Genomic DNA, 17449 nt, shown 5'->3' on the forward strand with positions numbered 1-17449 from the left:
CGTCACGTCGAGCGCTTCGGCGGACGCGTTTCGGGCGACGAAGCGGCGGCGGCGCGCGCCGCGGCGGAGCCGGACGGCTTTGCGCGCTTCGCGGCGGGCTTGCGCGGCGCGGCGGCCGCCGGCGCCGGCTTCGCGACCGGTTCCGGCGCGGCGGCCGCATCCGGCGGCGCGTCGCCGGGCGCGGCGGGCTGCATGCCCGGCTGCGCCATCGCGAGGCTCGCGAGCTGGTTGAACTGCGACTGCAGCAGGTTCCACCAGCCGGCCGGGTCGAACGCCTGCCCGGCGTCGCCGGCGGGCGCATCGGCGGCATCCGGCGCCGGCGCCGCGTCGCCGGACGGTGCGGCCTTCGCCGCCTGCGCGGCGGCAACGGCCGCGTCCTCGGCCGCCGACATCGAGCTTTGCGCGAACGCGCCGAACGCACGCAGCGTCGCGAGCGTCGCACGCTGCACCTCGAGCGCCTGGATCGCGGACTGCAGCATCCCGAGGTTGAGCTTCAGCCACTGCTCGACCGCGCGCAGATCGGTGATCCGCTTGTCGAGTTCCTCGACGCTCGTGAGCGGCGCCATCATGTCGGACATGCTCGACAGCGACGGCGGCAGCCCTGTCGCCGCGCCGGGAAACGGCGCCATGCCGCCGAACGGCGACATCCGCATCATGTCCCACATGCGGTCCATCATGTCGGCGGGCTTGAAGCCGGCAAAGCCGGCGAAAGGGTTGGCGTCGGAGGCATCGGTCGTCATACGGGCATCCTGTTTGACTGGGGAAGCGAGGCGGCCGCCATGCGTCGCGCGGCCGCGCGTGAATCGATCATAGCGCGCGCGTCAGAACGGCGCGTCGCCGGGGAACGCGGGCGGGCGCCGCTCGCGCAGCGAGCGGATGCCCTCCTGCACGTCGGGCCCCGAGAAGCCCATGAACTCGAGCGCGAGCGACGTATCGAAGGTCGGCCCGGCCGAGCGCAGCCAGTTGTTCAGCGCGTACTTGGTCCAGCGGATCGCCGACTGCGAACCCTGCGCGAGCCGCTCGGCCACTTCGTACGCCTTCGGCAGCAGGTCGGCCGGCTCGACCGCGAGCGAGACCAGCCCGATCCGCTCGGCCTCCGCGCCGCTCACGGGCTCGCACAGCAGCAGGTAGTACTTCGCCTTCGCCATCCCGCACAGCAGCGGCCACACGATCGCCGCGTGGTCGCCGGCCGCGACGCCGAGCCGCGTATGGCCGTCGATGATGCGCGCATCCCGCGCGGCGATCGAGATGTCGGCGAGCAGCCCGGCGACGAGCCCCGCGCCGACGGCCGGGCCATGCATCGCCGACACGATCGGCTTGCTGCAGTTGATCACGTTGTAGACGAGGTCGCGCGCCTCGCGCCACACGCGGGCGCGCACGTCGAAGTCGTTGGCCATGTCCTCGACGAGCGCGAGATCGCCGCCCGCCGAAAAGCCCTTGCCTTCGCCGCGGATCACCGCGACGCGCGTGTCGGGATCGCGGTCGACGTCGCGCCAGATGTCGGCGAGCTCGCGATGCATGCGCGCGTTCGCGGTCGCGAGGCCGCTGCGGTTCGCGCCCTCGCCGCTCATCACGATGTCGAGCACGCCGTGGTCGCGGCGCGTCACCTTCAGTGCTTCGTAACCGCCGTACGCGGCGAGATCGGCCATGTGCCGCTCCTTGTTCGACGCTCTTGAATCGAGTGTAGCCAAGCCCGCGCGGGCAAACATCGGGCGAAACCCGGCGCGCGGACCGGGGCCGGGTGTCGCGGTACGCGGCTTACGCCGCGCCGTCGGGCGGAGCGACCGACTGCTCGATCGCGCCGAAGATCGACTTGCCGGCCGTGTCGAACATCTCGATGCGCACGGTGTCGCCGTAGCGCATGAATTCGGTCTGCGGCGCGCCGTGCTCGATCGTCTCCAGGCAGCGCTTCTCGGCGATGCAGCAGTAGCCGCGCTTCGCGTCCTTGTTCGACACCGTGCCCGAGCCGACGATCGAGCCGGCACGCAGGTTGCGCGTCTTCGCCGCGTGCGCGATCAACTGGCCGAAGTGGAACACCATGTCGGTACCCGCATCGGGCTGGCCGACCTTCCTGCCGTTCCAGTGGACGATCATCGGCCGGTGCACGCGGCCTTCGCGCCATTCGTCGCCGAGCTCGTCGGGCGTCACGGCGACCGGCGCGAACGCGGTGGCCGGCTTGCTCTGGAAGAAGCCGAAACCCTTCGCGAGCTCGGCCGGAATCAGGTTGCGCAGCGACACGTCGTTCACGAGCGTGACGAGGCGCACGGCCTTCAACGCGGCGTCGGGCGATGCGCTCATCGGCACGTCGCCGGTGATCACCGCGACTTCCGCCTCGAAATCGATGCCCCATTCCTCCGACGGGCACACGACGTCGTCGCGCGGGCCTAGGAAATCGTCGCTGCCCCCCTGGTACATCAGCGGATCGGTCCAGAATTCGGGCGGCATCTCCGCGCCGCGCGCGCGGCGCACGAGCTCGACGTGGTTCACGTAGGCGGAGCCGTCGGCCCACTGGAACGCGCGCGGCAGCGGCGCCATGCAGTTGGCCGGATCGAACGCGAATGCATGGCGCGCGCGGCCGTGGTTCAGCGCGTCGTACAGGTCGCGCAGCTGCGGCGCGTAGAACGCCCAGTCGTCGAGGACGCGCTGCAGCGTCGGCGCGATCGTGTCGGCGATCGCCGCGGTGTGCAGGTCGCGCGACACGACGATCAGCTGGCCGTCGCGCGTGCCGTCCTTCAGCGAAGCAAGTTTCATAAGGGGGACTCTGCCGTTGTAGTGACGATGGAGGGAATCTATTTTACGATGGTGAATCCATGCGGCGCGCGACGATCGCGCCTGCCGTTTCCGCCCCGATTCCTGCCGCATTTTCGCGCCCCCGTTGCCCATGCCCGCCAGCCCGCTTCCCGACGACGATCTCGCCGACTCCGACACCGATGACGCCGCTTCCGGCGAGCACGGCGAGAAAGTCCGTTCCGGCATCCAGTCGATCGAGGTCGGCTTCCGCCTGCTCGACGTGCTGACGAGCGAGCCGCGCGCGATGATGCTGCGCGATCTCGCGCAGCGCGCGGGCATGAGTCCCGCGAAGGCGCATCGCTACCTCGTCAGCTTCTCGCGGCTCGGCGTCGTGTCGCAAGACCCGGTGTCCGGCCGCTACGAGCTGGGCGGTTTCGCGCTGCAGATGGGGCTCGCGCGGCTCGCGCGCGTCGACGGCGTGAAGCTCGCGCGGATCGCGCTGACCGAATTCCGCGACCGCCTCGACCAGACGGTCGGTATCGCGGTGTGGGGCAACCAGGGGCCGACGATCGTGCATTGGATGGAATCGAGCCATCCGGCGAAGGCGTCGCTGAAGCTCGGCGACGTGATGCCGCTGCTCGGCTCGGCGACGGGCCTGCTGTTCGCCGCGTACCTGCCGCGCGGCAAGACCGCCGCGATGCTCGAGCGCGAACTCGCCGATACGCGCCGCTCGCCGCACCACGGCGGCCCGCGCACGCTCGACGAGGTCGACGCGGTGCTCGCCGACGTGCGCCGGCACGAAGCCGCGCGCGTCGAAGGGATGCTGCTGCCGACGATCCACGCGTTCTGCATGCCGGTATTCGATGCGGTCGGCGAACTCGCGCTCGCGCTCGTCGCGCTCGGCCAGGAAGGCTCGTTCGACATCGCGTGGGGCGGCGAGATCGACACCGCGCTGCGCGCATGCGCGCGGAAACTGTCTTACGAACTCGGCTATAGTCCCGACGCACGCGACGCCTGACGCACCGGTACACGTCTCGCATCGCGAACGCGCAGCGCATCCGACGGTCCGATTCCTGTGGCGCGCTTGCGCGCCCGACGTCACGCGACCGCCCCGATCCTGTTCCGATGCCCATTCAGCCCGCCGACATCCGCCCGAGTCACGCCCTGCCCCGCCGCTGGCTGCGCGTGGCCGTCGCGCTCGTCGTCGTGCTGGTGCTGCATGCGCTCGCCGCCGTCTGGCTGATGCGCAGCCGCGAATCGTTCACGCCGCCGCCCGCCGAAATCCCCGTGCAGATCGAGCTGCTGAAACCGCGGCCGATCGAGCGCCAGCCTGCCCCGCCGGCGCCGAAGCCGGTCGAACGCCCGGCCCCCGCCACGCCCAGGGCTGCCGCGCCGAAACCCGCGCCGGCGCCCGAGCCGGTCCTCACGTCGACGCAGACGGCCGAGCACGGCGAACCGCCGCCTGCCGCCGCGTCGGCGGCGAGCGGCGTACCGGGTGCGTCGGGCGCGCAAGCCGCATCGGCCGCCGGCGCCGGCAGCGCCGCGACGCCGGGCCCTGCAACGAGCGGCGTGAAGTTCGCCGCGCCCCCGTCCGGCGACCTGCAATACGACACGTTCTACAACGGGATGCAGAACATGATCGGCACGATCCGCTGGCGCACCGACGGGCACACGTACGACCTGTCGGTGTCAATGCCCGTGCCGTTCGTCGGCCCGTTCACCTATCGCAGCGAAGGCCGCATCGACGCGTTCGGCATCGCGCCCGACCGTTACGTCGAGAAGCGCGGCAAGCGGCCGGAAGACATCGCGATCTTCAACCGCGAGATCCGGCAGGTCGTGTTCACGCGCACGCCGAACAACGCACCGCTGCCCGACGGCGTGCAGGACCGCTTCAGCATGCTGATGCAGTTGTCGGGGCTCGTGCGCGGCAATCCGTCCGCGTACAAGCCGGGCGTCACGCAGCAGTTCTTCGTGATCGACAACAACAGCGGCGAGACCTGGCCGATCGCCGTGATCGGCGACGAGCAGGTGCAGACGCAGGCCGGCATCATCGACGCGCGGCACTTCATGCGCCTGCCGCGCCGGGACGGCGATACGCGCCGCATCGACATGTGGCTCGCGCCGTCGCTCGGCTGGCTGCCCGCGCGGCTCATGCAGACCGAGCCGAACGGTGCACAGATCGAGCTGGTGTGGCATGGCCCCCTCGCGGCGCCGAGCGTGCCGGCCGACGCCGCGCCGCCGGGCGGCGCAACGAACGCGCCCGCCGGTGCGCCGGCGCCGGGGGCCTCGCCCACACCGGCCGCGGAACCGGCCCAACCGGTGCCGCCGGCCGCCGTGCAACCGCCCGCCCAACCGGCTGCGCCGCCGGCTGCTTCGACTGTCACACAGTGAACCCGAGCGTAAGCGCACGCGATTCGGCAATTTCGACCGATTACAGATTCCCGTGAAATAGCCGATGACACTCTTTAACAACTATTTCCGTCCACCGGCAGACAATGGGAAACGTTTCATCGATATCGGCTTCTAACCGATACACCCCACGCAAACGGGAACGGGGTGTGCAGCGCAAGCCCCTTGAAACCGGCAAGGCTCGCCCCACCTAGGGGACAACAAGGCCAGATGCCACTGCGAAGAGGAGTGCCGCCATGCAAATGATCTACAACAGCCCCAACTACTGCGTCGTCGAATTCGCGCCGCAGGCCGGCCATCATCTGATGAATGCCGGCGGATACGAAATCGTCGACAAGAACGCGCAGCGCGAAATCTTCATCGACGGCGAGCTTGCCGAACGATTCCGCGCACACGTGAAGCAATTGATCGAGGATGAGCCGTCGCTCGACGAGGTCGACGAATTCCTCGGACAATTCGACAGCCTGATGATGATGCCCGTCGTGCTGCACTGACGACCCGCGGCCCGGCGCCTCGTGCGGCCGGGCCATTCGCCGCGCACGCCGCGCGGCCCCCGCGAGCACTCCGATCACGCCCCCGCCCGGTTCGCCGGCGGGGGTTTTCATTTGGCGGGCCGCCCGCGCGGCGCAAGGCCGGGCGGCGCCCAGGCGCACCGGCTACAATGGCGGTTTTCCGTCTTCGCCGGTCTTCCGCCCATGTCTGCGACCCCTCTCGCCGCTTCCGTCCCGCTCGACGCGCCCTACACGCGCGGCGCCGCACTGCCCGCGCTGCTGAAATCGCGCATCCTGATCCTCGACGGCGCGATGGGCACGATGATCCAGCGCTACAAGCTCGACGAAGCCGCGTATCGCGGCGAGCGCTTCAAGGATTTCCCGCGCGACATCAAGGGCAACAACGAGCTGCTGTCGCTCACGCAGCCGCAGATCATCCGCGAGATCCACGACCAGTACTTCGCGGCCGGCGCCGACATCGTCGAGACCAACACGTTCGGCGCGACGACCGTCGCGCAGGCCGACTACGGGATGGAAGATCTCGTCGTCGAGATGAACGTCGAGTCGGCGAGGCTCGCGCGCGAATCGGCCGCGAAATACGCAACGCCGGACAAGCCGCGCTTCGTCGCGGGCGCGATCGGGCCGACGCCGAAGACGGCCAGCATCTCGCCCGACGTCAACGATCCGGGCGCGCGCAACGTCACGTTCGACGAGTTGCGCACGTCGTACTACCAGCAGGCGAAGGCGCTGCTCGACGGCGGCGTCGACCTGTTCCTCGTCGAGACGATCTTCGACACGCTGAACGCGAAGGCCGCGCTGTTCGCGCTCGACGAGCTGTTCGAGGATACCGGCGAGCGCCTGCCGATCATGATCTCGGGCACCGTCACCGACGCGTCGGGCCGGATCCTGTCGGGCCAGACGGTCGAGGCGTTCTGGAATTCGCTGCGCCATGCGAAGCCGCTCACGTTCGGCCTGAACTGCGCGCTCGGCGCGGCGCTGATGCGCCCGTACATCGCCGAGCTCGCGAAGCTGTGCGACACCTACGTGTCGTGCTACCCGAACGCGGGCCTGCCGAACCCGATGAGCGACACGGGCTTCGACGAAACGCCGGACGTCACGTCGGGCCTGCTGAAGGAATTCGCGCAGGCCGGGCTCGTGAACCTCGCGGGCGGCTGCTGCGGCACGACGCCCGAACACATCGCCGAAATCGCGAAGGCGCTCGCCGACGTGAAGCCGCGCCGCTGGCCGAACCAGTACAGCGACAACGCCTGACCGCCCCCCACGTCCTTCATCACCAGAATTCGCACCGCCATGACCGATCACATGATGCGCCTTGCCGGCCTCGAGCCGTTCAACGTCACGCCCGGGACGCTCTTCATCAACGTCGGCGAACGCACCAACGTCACCGGCTCGAAGGCGTTCGCCCGGATGATCCTCAACGGCCAGTTCGACGAGGCGCTCGCCGTCGCGCGCCAGCAGGTCGAGAACGGCGCGCAGGTGATCGACATCAACATGGACGAGGCGATGCTCGATTCGAAGGCGGCGATGGTGCGCTTCCTGAACCTGATCGCATCGGAGCCGGACATCGCGCGCGTGCCGATCATGATCGACTCGTCGAAGTGGGAGGTGATCGAGGCCGGCCTCAAGTGCGTGCAGGGCAAGGCGATCGTGAACTCGATCTCGCTGAAGGAAGGCGAGGACGCGTTCCGCCACCACGCGAACCTGATCCGCCGCTACGGCGCGGCCGCGGTCGTGATGGCGTTCGACGAAACGGGCCAGGCCGACACGTTCGAGCGCAAGACCGAGATCTGCAAGCGCTCGTACGACTTCCTCGTGAACGAAGTCGGCTTCCCGCCGGAAGACATCATCTTCGACCCGAACATCTTCGCGGTCGCGACGGGCATCGAGGAGCACAACAACTACGCGGTCGACTTCATCGAGGCGACCCGCTGGATCAAGCAGAACCTGCCGTACGCGAAGGTGAGCGGCGGCGTGTCGAACGTGTCGTTCTCGTTCCGCGGCAACGACCCGGTGCGCGAGGCGATCCACACCGTGTTCCTGTATCACGCGATCCAGGCCGGGATGGACATGGGCATCGTGAACGCGGGCCAGCTCGGCGTGTACGCCGATCTCGACGCGGAACTGCGCGAGCGCGTCGAGGACGTGATCCTGAACCGCCGCGCGGATTCGACCGACCGCCTGCTCGAGATCGCCGACAAGTTCAAGACCGGCGCCGCGAAGAAGGAAGAGAACCTCGAGTGGCGCAACCAGCCGGTCGAGAAGCGCCTCGCGCACGCACTCGTGCACGGCATCACGAACTTCATCGTCGAGGACACCGAGGAAGCGCGCGCGAAGATCGCCGCGGCCGGCGGCCGTCCGATCAACGTGATCGAAGGGCCGCTGATGGACGGGATGAACGTCGTCGGCGACCTGTTCGGCCAGGGCAAGATGTTCCTGCCGCAGGTCGTGAAGTCGGCGCGCGTGATGAAGCAGGCCGTCGCGCACCTGATCCCGTTCATCGAGGAAGAAAAGCGCCTGCTCGCGGAAGCGGGCGGCGACGTGCGCGCGAAGGGCAAGATCGTCATCGCGACCGTGAAGGGCGACGTGCACGACATCGGCAAGAACATCGTGTCGGTCGTGCTCCAGTGCAACAACTTCGAAGTGGTCAACATGGGCGTGATGGTCCCGTGCAACGAGATCCTCGCGAAGGCGAAGGTCGAGGGCGCGGACATCATCGGGCTGTCGGGCCTCATCACGCCGAGCCTCGAGGAAATGGCGTACGTCGCGTCCGAAATGCAGCGAGACGACTACTTCCGCGTGAAGAAGATCCCGCTGCTGATCGGCGGCGCGACGACGTCGCGCGTGCACACGGCCGTGAAGATCGCGCCGCACTACGAAGGCCCGGTCGTCTACGTGCCGGACGCATCGCGCTCGGTGTCGGTCGCGTCGAACCTGCTGTCCGACGAAGGCGCGGCGAAGTACCTCGACGAGCTGAAATCCGACTACGAACGCATCCGCGACCAGCACGCGAACCGCAAGGCGCAGCCGATGGTCACGCTCGCCGAGGCGCGCGCGAACAAGACCCAGGTCGACTGGGCCGGCTATACGCCGGTGAAGCCGAAGTTCATCGGCCGCCGCGTGTTCAAGAACTACGACCTGGGCGAGCTCGCGAACTACATCGACTGGGGCCCGTTCTTCCAGACCTGGGACCTCGCGGGCCCGTACCCGGCGATCCTGAACGACGAGATCGTCGGCGAATCGGCGCGGCGCGTGTTCTCCGACGCGAAGTCGATGCTCGCGCGCCTGATCCAGGGTCGCTGGCTGACCGCGAGCGGCGTGATTGCGCTGCTGCCGGCGAACACCGTCAACGACGACGACATCGAGATCTACAGCGACGAATCGCGCTCGGAAGTGCTGCTCACGTGGCGCAACCTGCGCCAGCAGAGCGTGCGGCCGGTGGTCGACGGCGTGATGCGGCCGAACCGTTCGCTCGCCGACTTCATCGCGCCGAAGGCGTCGGGCGTGGCCGACTACATCGGGATGTTCGCGGTGACGGCCGGCCTCGGCGTCGACGTGAAGGAAAAGCAGTTCGAAGCCGACCACGACGACTACAGCGCGATCATGCTGAAGGCGCTCGCCGACCGCTTCGCGGAAGCGTTCGCCGAAGCGATGCACGCGCGCGTGCGCCGCGAGCTGTGGGGCTACGCGAGCGGCGAGACGCTCGACAACGACGCGCTGATCGCGGAAAAGTACGCGGGCATCCGCCCGGCGCCCGGCTACCCGGCCTGCCCCGATCACCTCGTGAAGCGCGACATGTTCGACGTGCTGCATGCGGACGAGATCGGCATGAGCGTGACCGACTCGCTGGCGATGCTGCCGGCCGCGAGCGTGTCGGGCTTCTACCTCGCGCATCCGGACAGCCGCTATTTCTCGGTCGGCAAAATCGGGCAGGATCAGCTCGAGGATTACGCGCGGCGCATGGCGCTGTCGCTCGACGACGCGCGCCGCGCGCTCGCGCCGCAGCTGTAACCGATCGAGCCGCGGCACGCCAGCCGCGTCTCGCCGTCACGCGCCCCGATCACGGGGCGCGTTGCATATCGAACCTATAAATCAGGATACCTAATCTTGATATTTGCCGATCGAGATTGCGGAAACCGGCGCTAGCCGGCGTCCTGGCCCGACACTCGCCGCCATGCCGAACTTCGAGATCAGGATCACCGAAACGCCGCTCGACGCCGCCAGCCCGTTCCCGCCGACACGCTACCGCGGCGAACATTGGGACCTGAATCATTTGCGTCCGTTGACGTTCACATGCGATCTGGAGACCGACTTCGACGTAACGGTCCTGGTCCTGTTCTCCTGTCACTGCTTCACGCGCAGTTTCAAGTGGGACGGGCGCCCCCGCGACGCCATACCAGACGACGAGATCTACGACGACGGCCGCGAGACACGCGTGCTGTGCGCGGACCGGTATCGCGCGTCACGGCAACTGTTGCGCGACGTGATCGTCGGGCTGGCGACGCGCCGGATCGTTGTCGCCGATGAACGGCAACCCAACTTCGTAACGGTGGAAGCGGTCGCATCGGACGGCACGCAACGCGTGTACGCCGTGTTCTTCGAGGTGTCGAAGGACCGGATCAGGAAACGCCGGCTCATCCTGCGCGTGCAGTCGGCCTACATGCTGGACGGCGGGCTGAATCGACGCCAGCGGGAAGCCCGGAAGGTCGCATTGCGCACATTGCTGCGTGCAAGCCTGGAAGGCCGCAGGATCCGGGCATAGAAAAACCGACGGCCGCCTTTCGGCAGCCGTCGCATGCGGGACTCTCTTTCCGTCTTTCGACGAAATACCCACTCCCGGTGGGACCCGATTGCTCGGGCGGCGCCATGTTTTCGCACCCGCTTTCACATGGTCTTGCGTTGAATTATAAGGAATTTCGCCTGTCGGTCAAGGCAAGCGCCATGCACGCCGTCCCCGATTTCAGGTAAATCCCTGCTGGGCGCGATTTTCATCAGACAAAAGAAAAAGCCCGCTCGAACGCGGGCTTTTTCTTGCGTTGCCGGTCTTGCGACCCGCCGGGCAACGAAGCTCAGAAGCCCCAGTGCACGTCGGCCTCGCCGGCCTTCGCCTCGCGCAGCATCGTGAGGAACGGCGCGACGCGCTGTGCCAGGCTCGGCGGCACTTCGTGGTGCGCGTGGTCGGCTTCGTCCTCGTGGAAATGGCCGGCATGCTCGGCGCGTTCCTGCTTCGCCTGCGCAACGGCGCCTTCCAGCTTGGCGATCGCGTGGTCCAGCTCGTCGTGCGTAATCACACCGCGCTCGCCCAGCTGCTTGCCGACGAGGCCCAGCACGTACACGGCGAAATCCTTCAGCACGTCGAGATCCTGTGCCGCCTTGCTCTTGAACGTAATCATGACAATTCCCTTTTCATCTTGTTGTGCCTGCGCGGCGCGGTTGGGGAACGCTGGCAGACCGGCGTCCGGCCTCGCGGACGCGGACCGCCTGAGCGGCATATTAGCACCTGTTAAAATTCTGCGATCCCTGAAACGCGCGCTTAAAAAGCGCGCCGGCGGGCCGGCGTTTCCGGCCGCCACCAACGAAGCCTTCTACCAGCATGCTGCCAGCACACAAACAGACCCTCGAAGCCCTGCTCGCGGATAGCGTCAAGCAGGTCGCACACGCGCTGAAAGGCGCCGATGCGGCGTCCGTCGCCCCGACCATCACGCTGGAGCGTCCGAAGGTCGCCGCGCACGGCGACGTCGCGTGCAACGTCGCGATGCAGCTCGCCAAGCCGCTCGGCACGAACCCGCGCCAGCTCGCCGAACAGATCGTCGCCGCGCTCACCGCGCAGCCGGCCGCGCAAGGCCTCGTCGAAGCCGCCGAGATCGCCGGCCCCGGCTTCATCAACCTGCGCCTGTCGGCCGCCGCGAAGCAGGCGGTGATCGCCGCCGTGTTCGACCAGGGCCGCGCGTTCGGCACGTCGGATCGCGAAAAAGGCAAGCAAGTGTTGCTCGAATTCGTGTCGGCGAACCCGACCGGCCCGCTGCACGTCGGCCACGGCCGCCAGGCCGCGCTCGGCGACGTGCTCGCGAACGTGATCGCGAGCCAGGGCTACGCGGTGCACCGCGAGTTCTACTACAACGATGCCGGCGTGCAGATCGGCAACCTCGCGATCTCGACGCAGGCGCGCGCACGCGGCCTGAAGCCGGGCGACGCGGGCTGGCCGGAAGCCGCGTACAACGGCGAATACATCGCCGACATCGCACGCGACTTCCTGAACGGCGAGACGGTCGCCGCGTCGGACGGCGAACCGGTCAAGGGCACGGGCGACGTCGAGGATCTCGACGCGATCCGCAAGTTCGCGGTCACGTACCTGCGTCGCGAGCAGGACATGGACCTGCAGGCGTTCGGCGTGAAGTTCGACCAGTACTACCTCGAGTCGTCGCTGTACAGCGAAGGCCGCGTCGAGAAGACGGTCGACGCGCTGATCAAGGCCGGCATGACCTACGAGCAGGACGGCGCGCTGTGGCTGCGCACGACCGACGAAGGCGACGACAAGGATCGCGTGATGCGCAAGTCGGACGGCACGTACACGTACTTCGTGCCGGACGTCGCGTACCATGTGACGAAGTGGGAGCGCGGCTTCACGAAGGTGATCAACATCCAGGGCTCGGACCACCACGGCACGATCGCGCGCGTGCGCGCCGGCCTGCAGGGGCTGCACATCGGGATTCCGAAGGGCTATCCCGACTACGTGCTGCACAAGATGGTCACCGTGATGCGCGACGGCCAGGAAGTGAAGATCTCGAAGCGCGCGGGCAGCTACGTGACGGTGCGCGACCTGATCGAATGGTCGGGCGGCGCGGCGGCGGGCCAGGAAGCGGCACCCGACCTGATCGACGAGGCCACCATCACGCGCGGCCGCGACGCGGTGCGCTTCTTCCTGATCTCGCGCAAGGCCGATACCGAATTCGTGTTCGACATCGACCTCGCGCTGAAACAGAACGACGAAAACCCGGTCTATTACGTCCAGTACGCGCATGCGCGGATCTGCTCGGTGCTCAACGAACTGAAGTCGCGCTACAGCGTCGACGTCGCGCAGCTGCCGGGCGCCGACCTGTCGCAGCTGACGAGCGCGCAGGCGGCGTCGCTGATGCAGAAGCTGGCCGAGTACCCGGACATGCTCACGCACGCGGCGAACGAGCTGGCGCCGCACGCGGTCGCGTTCTACCTGCGCGATCTCGCTGGCGAATTCCACTCGTTCTACAATGCGGAGCGCGTCCTGGTCGACGACGAAGCGCCGCGCAATGCGCGCGCCGCGCTGCTCGCCGCGACCCGGCAGGTGCTCGAGAACGGCCTGGCGGTGCTCGGCGTGTCCGCGCCCGCCAAGATGTAAGCAGCCCGATCCGGGCAGCGAATGGCCGCGGCAGCGCCTGCCGCGGCCTTTTCACGATTCTTTTTGCAGGTGACTCAAGCAATGGCACAACCACGCCGAACTTCGAAGCAATCGAAACAAGCCGGAGGGACATTTCTTGGAATCGTGCTGGGCCTGATCGTCGGCCTGGCGATCGCCGTGGTGGTGGCGCTCTACATCACGCGTTCGCCGTCTCCGTTCGTGTCGAAGGTCGCGCCGCCGCCGGCCGACAACGGCGCGAGCCAGCCGCAGCAGTTCGACCCGAACCGCGCGCTGCAGGGCAAGACGCCCGGCCAGCCGGTGCCGCAGGCCGCGCAGCCCGCACCGCCGAACACCGCGCCCGGCCAGGCCGCGAACCAGACCCAGGGCGGCCTGCTGCCCGAGCCGCAGATCGTCGAGGTGCCGCCGTCGGGCAACCCGAACGGCACCAGCGGTTCGAACAACACCGCGGCATCGAACAATACGTCGTCGGGCAACGGCGTCGCCGTCGCACCGAAGCCGGCCGACACCACGCCGCCGAAGAAGACGCAACAGGCGCAGCAACAGCAGCAAGGCGGCGAGGATGACCTCGCACGCTTCGCCGCGCAGAAGCAGGCGCAGCAGGCCGCCGCGCAAAAGCAGCAACAGCAGCTGGCCGCGAACACGCCGAAGCCGACGTCGTCGGCTGCCGCCGCGGCGGCCGCGAAGCCGCCGACCGCGAACGACGCGAACACCGGCTACTTCCTGCAAGTGGGCGCGTACAAGACCGAAGGCGACGCCGAGCAGCAGCGCGCGCGCCTCGGCTTCCAGGGCTTCGAGTCGAAGGTGTCGAAGCGCGACGTCAGCGGCGTGACCTATTTCCGCGTGCGCGTCGGCCCGTTCTCGAAGTTCGAGGATATGAACTCGGCCCGTCAGCGCCTGTCCGACGCAGGTGTCGACACGGCTGTGATCCGCTTCACGAAGCAGTAAGCCAACCGGCCGAGCCCACGCAGAACCCGTTACGTTCCGTAACCCGAGCAACTGATTCGACGTTCACAACATGAAAAAACTGCTTAGCACGCTCCTTCTGTCCCTGGGCCTGGCCGCCGGCCTCGTCCACGCTTCGCCCGCCGCGCCGGTCGCCGGCAAGGACTTCGAGGTGATGAAGTCGCCGCAGCCGGCGTCCGCGCCGGCCGGCAAGGTCGAGGTGATCGAGTTCTTCTGGTACGGCTGCCCGCACTGCTACGAATTCGAGCCGACGATCGAGGCCTGGGTGAAGAAACAGGGCAACAACATCGACTTCAAGCGCGTGCCGGTCGCGTTCCGCGACGACTTCGTTCCGCACTCGAAACTGTTCTACGCGGTGTCCGCGCTCGGCATCGCCGAGAAGGTCACGCCGGCGATCTTCAACGCGATCCACAAGCAGAAGAACTACCTGCTGACGCCGCAGGCGCAGGCCGACTTCCTGGCCACGCAAGGCGTCGACAAGAAGCAGTTCATGGACGCGTACAACTCGTTCAGCGTGCAGGGCGAGGTGAACCAGTCGGCCAAGCTGCTGAAGGACTACGCGATCGACGGCGTGCCGACGGTCGTCGTCCAGGGCAAGTACAAGACGGGCCCCGCCTACACGAACAGCATCCCGGGCACGGCCCAGGTGCTCGACTTCCTCGTGAAGCAGGTTCAGGACAAGAAGCTCTGATCCCCGTCCGCGCACCGGCATGACTACTCCGCTGAAGGTCTTCATCACCGGTGCGTCGAGCGGCCTCGGCCTCGCGATGGCCGAGGAATACGCCCGCCAGGGCGCCACGCTCGCCCTCGTCGCGCGGCGCACCGATGCCCTCGATGCGTTCGCGCGGCGCTTCCCCAAGCTGTCCATCTCCGTCTATTCCGCCGACGTGCGCGACGCCGACGCGCTCGCGACGGCCGCCGCGTCGTTCATCGCGACGCATGGCTGCCCCGACGTCGTGATCGCGAACGCGGGCATCAGCCAGGGCGCCGTCACGGGCCAGGGCGACCTCGCGACGTTCCGCGACGTGATGGACATCAACTACTACGGGATGGTCGCGACGTTCGAGCCGTTCGTCGGCCCGATGACGGCCGCCCGCCACGGCACGCTGGTCGGCGTCGCGAGTGTCGCCGGCGTGCGCGGCCTGCCGGGCTCCGGCGCGTACAGCGCGTCGAAATCGGCCGCGATCAAGTATCTCGAATCGCTGCGCGTCGAATTGCGCCCGGCCGGCGTCGGCGTCGTGACGATCGCGCCCGGCTACATCCGCACGCCGATGACCGCGCACAACCCGTACCGGATGCCGTTCCTGATGGACGCCGACCGCTTCGCCGCACGCGCGGCGCGCGCGATCGCGCGGCAGCACGCGTTCCGCGTGATTCCGTGGCAGATGGGCGTCGTCGCGAAGGTGCTGCACGTGCTGCCGCGCTGGCTGTACGACCGCCTGTTCGAAAAGGCGCCGCGCAAGCCGAAGGCCGGCGCGCACTGACGAGGCGTCGGCGCGGCCCGCGCGACGTGCGCCGGGCCGTATCGTCGCCGTCGACGCGTCGGTTCCGCGTCACCTTCCGAGGCGCCCTCGCCGCGCCCGTCCGCTTCGCCGTCCGCCCGCCCCCCTCCCCGCGCCTGCGCCGCATCAACACCCGTTCCGTCGCGAACGCAGCCGTTTTTCGGTCAATTCGCCGCGTTCCGGCGCCTTTTTTCACGCGTCGCGCGCTTTGACGGTATGCTATTCGCCAGCCGCGCCGGCCCTGCCCGCTTCCGGGCCGCGCCCGCATCCGTCACCCAGCAAAAAACACAAGCCACGTGGGAGATCCTATGCACGTCAAGCTGTTCGCGGCGGCCGCCGTTGCCGCCGCCCTCGCCGCCCCCGGCCTCGCCGCCGCCAAGCCGCTCACCGTCTGCACGGAATCGAGCCCGGACGGCTTCGACGTCGTGCAGTACAACTCGCTCGTCACGACCAACGCATCGGCCGACGTGATCTTCAACACGCTCGTGTCCTACGACGAAGCCGCGAAGAAGGTCGTGCCCGCGCTCGCCGACAAATGGGAAGCGAGCGCCGACGGCCTCACATACACGTTCCACCTGCGCCCGAACGTCGCGTTCCAGACCACCGACTATTTCAAGCCGGGCCGCGCGCTGAACGCGGACGACGTCGTGTTCACGTTCACGCGGATGCTCGACGATTCGAACCCGTGGCACAAGGTGGCCGGCGCGAGCGGCTTCCCGCACGCGCAGTCGATGGGCCTCGTGAAGCTCGTGAAGTCGGTCACGAAAGTCGACGACAGCACCGTGAAGTTCGTGCTGAACGAGCCGAACGCGACGTTCGTGCCGATCCTGACGATGGGCTTCGCGTCGATCTATTCGGCCGAATACGCGGACCAGTTGCTGAAGGCCGGCAAGCAGGCCGACCTGAACGCGAAGCCGGTCGGCACCGGCCCGTTCGTGCTGAAGAGCTATACGAAGGACGCGCTGATCCGCTACGACGTGAACCCGACGTACTGGGGCACGAAGCCGAAGGTCGACCGGCTGATCTATGCGATCACGCCCGACCCGTCGGTGCGGCTGCAGAAGGTGAAGGCCGGCGAATGCCAGATCGCGCTGTCGCCGAAGCCGCAGGACGTGCTCGCCGCGAAGGGCGACAGCGCGCTGAAGGTCGTGCAGACGCCCGCGTTCATGACCGCGTTCGTCGCGCTGAACACGCAGAAGAAGCCGCTCGACAACGACAAGGTGCGCGAGGCGCTGAACCTCGCGTTCGATCGCGCGACCTACCTGAAGGTCGTGTTCGACAACACCGCGACGGCCGCGAACAACCCGTACCCGCCGAACACGTGGAGCTATGCGAAGGATGTCGCGCCGTATCCGTACGATCCCGCGAAGGCGAAGCAGCTGCTCGCGCAGGCCGGCTTCCCGAACGGCTTCTCGACGACGATCTGGACGCGCCCGACCGGCAGCGTGCTGAACCCGAACCCGAAGGTCGGCGCGGAACTGCTGCAGGCCGACCTCGCGAAGATCGGCGTGAAGGCCGACGTGAAGGTGATCGAGTGGGGCGAGCTGATCAAGCAGGCGAAGCTCGGCCAGCACGACATGCTGTTCATGGGCTGGGCCGGCGACAACGGCGATCCGGACAACTACCTGTCGCCGCTGTTCAGTTGCAATGCAGTGAAGTCGGGCATCAACTTCGCGCGCTTCTGCGACGCGCAGCTCGACAAGCTGATCGCCGACGGCAAGTCGACGGCCGATCAGGCGAAGCGCGCGAAGCTGTACGAATCGGCGCAGAAGATCATCCACGACCAGGCGCTGTGGATCCCGCTCGGCTACCCGACGGCCGCCGCGCTCACACGCACGAACGTGGGCGGTTATCACGTGAGTCCGTTCGGACGCCAGAACTTCACGACGGTGGCCGTGCAGTAACCGCGCGTGGCGCGCAAGCGACGGCCCCGCGCCGCT

General features: G+C 67.9%; 15 protein-coding genes. 11 read left to right on the top strand and 4 right to left on the bottom strand.

The genetic code is table 11. The features are described 5' to 3' along the window. Window positions 1-2: 2 nt before the first annotated feature. The 3 genes from WJ12_RS14640 to WJ12_RS14650 form a co-directional block, all read right to left on the bottom strand. Window positions 3-740, bottom strand: a complete 738-nt coding sequence (locus WJ12_RS14640) for a PhaM family polyhydroxyalkanoate granule multifunctional regulatory protein (protein WP_034189179.1) — start codon at window positions 738-740, stop codon at window positions 3-5. 81 nt (window positions 741-821) lie between these two features. After that, a complete protein-coding gene (locus tag WJ12_RS14645) occupies window positions 822-1649 on the bottom strand; it encodes an enoyl-CoA hydratase/isomerase family protein (protein WP_034189178.1) in 828 nt (275 codons plus the stop codon). Between the two features lie 109 nt (window positions 1650-1758). After that, window positions 1759-2751 carry a fumarylacetoacetate hydrolase family protein gene (locus WJ12_RS14650; RefSeq protein WP_034189177.1) on the bottom strand — a complete coding sequence of 331 codons (993 nt, stop codon included), beginning with the start codon at window positions 2749-2751 and terminating at the stop codon, window positions 1759-1761. Window positions 2752-2881: 130 nt separating this feature from the next. Between WJ12_RS14650 and WJ12_RS14655 the strand changes: the two genes are divergently transcribed. From WJ12_RS14655 to WJ12_RS14680, 6 genes are all read left to right on the top strand, one after another. Next, window positions 2882-3748 (top strand): IclR family transcriptional regulator, encoded by an 867-nt coding sequence (locus tag WJ12_RS14655; protein ID WP_034189176.1) that lies wholly within the window; start codon window positions 2882-2884, stop codon window positions 3746-3748. A 107-nt stretch (window positions 3749-3855) separates the two neighbouring features. Continuing rightward, a complete protein-coding gene (locus WJ12_RS14660) occupies window positions 3856-5121 on the top strand; it encodes a DUF3108 domain-containing protein (RefSeq protein WP_059558824.1) in 1266 nt (421 codons plus the stop codon). 254 nt (window positions 5122-5375) lie between these two features. After that, window positions 5376-5633, top strand: coding sequence for a BTH_I0359 family protein (locus tag WJ12_RS14665; protein ID WP_006477667.1), 258 nt, complete (start codon window positions 5376-5378; stop codon window positions 5631-5633). A gap of 201 nt (window positions 5634-5834) precedes the next feature. Further along, entirely contained in the window at window positions 5835-6902 is a 1068-nt protein-coding gene (locus tag WJ12_RS14670) for a homocysteine S-methyltransferase family protein (protein ID WP_059558828.1), read from the top strand. A 39-nt stretch (window positions 6903-6941) separates the two neighbouring features. Next, the gene (metH, locus tag WJ12_RS14675; protein WP_049030054.1) at window positions 6942-9659 is read left to right on the top strand and encodes a methionine synthase; all 2718 of its coding nucleotides are present in this window, start codon (window positions 6942-6944) and stop codon (window positions 9657-9659) included. Window positions 9660-9822: 163 nt separating this feature from the next. Beyond that, window positions 9823-10410 carry a hypothetical protein gene (locus WJ12_RS14680; RefSeq protein ID WP_034189172.1) on the top strand — a complete coding sequence of 196 codons (588 nt, stop codon included), beginning with the start codon at window positions 9823-9825 and terminating at the stop codon, window positions 10408-10410. 307 nt (window positions 10411-10717) lie between these two features. On the opposite strand, the gene WJ12_RS14685 is transcribed toward WJ12_RS14680, so the two are convergent. Beyond that, entirely contained in the window at window positions 10718-11041 is a 324-nt protein-coding gene (locus WJ12_RS14685; protein WP_011353361.1) for a DUF1840 domain-containing protein, read from the bottom strand. 200 nt (window positions 11042-11241) lie between these two features. Here WJ12_RS14685 and argS point away from each other — a divergent pair, with 200 nt between their 5' ends. From argS to WJ12_RS14710, 5 genes are all read left to right on the top strand, one after another. Further along, window positions 11242-13023, top strand: a complete 1782-nt coding sequence (gene argS, locus WJ12_RS14690) for an arginine--tRNA ligase (RefSeq protein WP_059558831.1) — start codon at window positions 11242-11244, stop codon at window positions 13021-13023. 81 nt (window positions 13024-13104) lie between these two features. Continuing rightward, window positions 13105-13989: an SPOR domain-containing protein gene (locus WJ12_RS14695; RefSeq protein ID WP_059558836.1), complete on the top strand. Its 885-nt coding sequence runs from the start codon at window positions 13105-13107 to the stop codon at window positions 13987-13989. Between the two features lie 70 nt (window positions 13990-14059). Continuing rightward, window positions 14060-14698, top strand: coding sequence for a thiol:disulfide interchange protein DsbA/DsbL (locus WJ12_RS14700; protein ID WP_034189169.1), 639 nt, complete (start codon window positions 14060-14062; stop codon window positions 14696-14698). Window positions 14699-14717: 19 nt separating this feature from the next. Beyond that, on the top strand, window positions 14718-15491 hold the full coding sequence (locus WJ12_RS14705) for an SDR family oxidoreductase (RefSeq protein WP_049032404.1): 774 nt from the start codon (window positions 14718-14720) through the stop codon (window positions 15489-15491). Between the two features lie 326 nt (window positions 15492-15817). After that, window positions 15818-17413: an ABC transporter substrate-binding protein gene (locus tag WJ12_RS14710; RefSeq protein ID WP_034189167.1), complete on the top strand. Its 1596-nt coding sequence runs from the start codon at window positions 15818-15820 to the stop codon at window positions 17411-17413. Window positions 17414-17449 lie beyond the last annotated feature (36 nt).

This window comes from Burkholderia seminalis (assembly GCF_001718535.1).
GTDB classification, from domain to species: domain Bacteria; phylum Pseudomonadota; class Gammaproteobacteria; order Burkholderiales; family Burkholderiaceae; genus Burkholderia; species Burkholderia seminalis.

Excerpts from the sequence above, each read along its gene's own strand:
- WJ12_RS14640 (WP_034189179.1), bottom strand. The coding sequence starts at position 740 with ATGACGACCGATGCCTCCGACGCCAACCCTTTCGCCGGCTTTGCCGGC.
- WJ12_RS14650 (WP_034189177.1), bottom strand. The coding sequence starts at position 2,751 with ATGAAACTTGCTTCGCTGAAGGACGGCACGCGCGACGGCCAGCTGATC.
- WJ12_RS14695 (WP_059558836.1), top strand. The coding sequence starts at position 13,105 with ATGGCACAACCACGCCGAACTTCGAAGCAATCGAAACAAGCCGGAGGG.
- WJ12_RS14705 (WP_049032404.1), top strand. The coding sequence starts at position 14,718 with ATGACTACTCCGCTGAAGGTCTTCATCACCGGTGCGTCGAGCGGCCTC.
- WJ12_RS14710 (WP_034189167.1), top strand. The coding sequence starts at position 15,818 with ATGCACGTCAAGCTGTTCGCGGCGGCCGCCGTTGCCGCCGCCCTCGCC.
- metH (WP_049030054.1), top strand. The coding sequence starts at position 6,942 with ATGACCGATCACATGATGCGCCTTGCCGGCCTCGAGCCGTTCAACGTC.
- argS (WP_059558831.1), top strand. The coding sequence starts at position 11,242 with ATGCTGCCAGCACACAAACAGACCCTCGAAGCCCTGCTCGCGGATAGC.
- WJ12_RS14700 (WP_034189169.1), top strand. The coding sequence starts at position 14,060 with ATGAAAAAACTGCTTAGCACGCTCCTTCTGTCCCTGGGCCTGGCCGCC.
- WJ12_RS14680 (WP_034189172.1), top strand. The coding sequence starts at position 9,823 with ATGCCGAACTTCGAGATCAGGATCACCGAAACGCCGCTCGACGCCGCC.
- WJ12_RS14645 (WP_034189178.1), bottom strand. The coding sequence starts at position 1,649 with ATGGCCGATCTCGCCGCGTACGGCGGTTACGAAGCACTGAAGGTGACG.
- WJ12_RS14685 (WP_011353361.1), bottom strand. The coding sequence starts at position 11,041 with ATGATTACGTTCAAGAGCAAGGCGGCACAGGATCTCGACGTGCTGAAG.
- WJ12_RS14670 (WP_059558828.1), top strand. The coding sequence starts at position 5,835 with ATGTCTGCGACCCCTCTCGCCGCTTCCGTCCCGCTCGACGCGCCCTAC.
- WJ12_RS14655 (WP_034189176.1), top strand. The coding sequence starts at position 2,882 with ATGCCCGCCAGCCCGCTTCCCGACGACGATCTCGCCGACTCCGACACC.
- WJ12_RS14660 (WP_059558824.1), top strand. The coding sequence starts at position 3,856 with ATGCCCATTCAGCCCGCCGACATCCGCCCGAGTCACGCCCTGCCCCGC.
- WJ12_RS14665 (WP_006477667.1), top strand. The coding sequence starts at position 5,376 with ATGCAAATGATCTACAACAGCCCCAACTACTGCGTCGTCGAATTCGCG.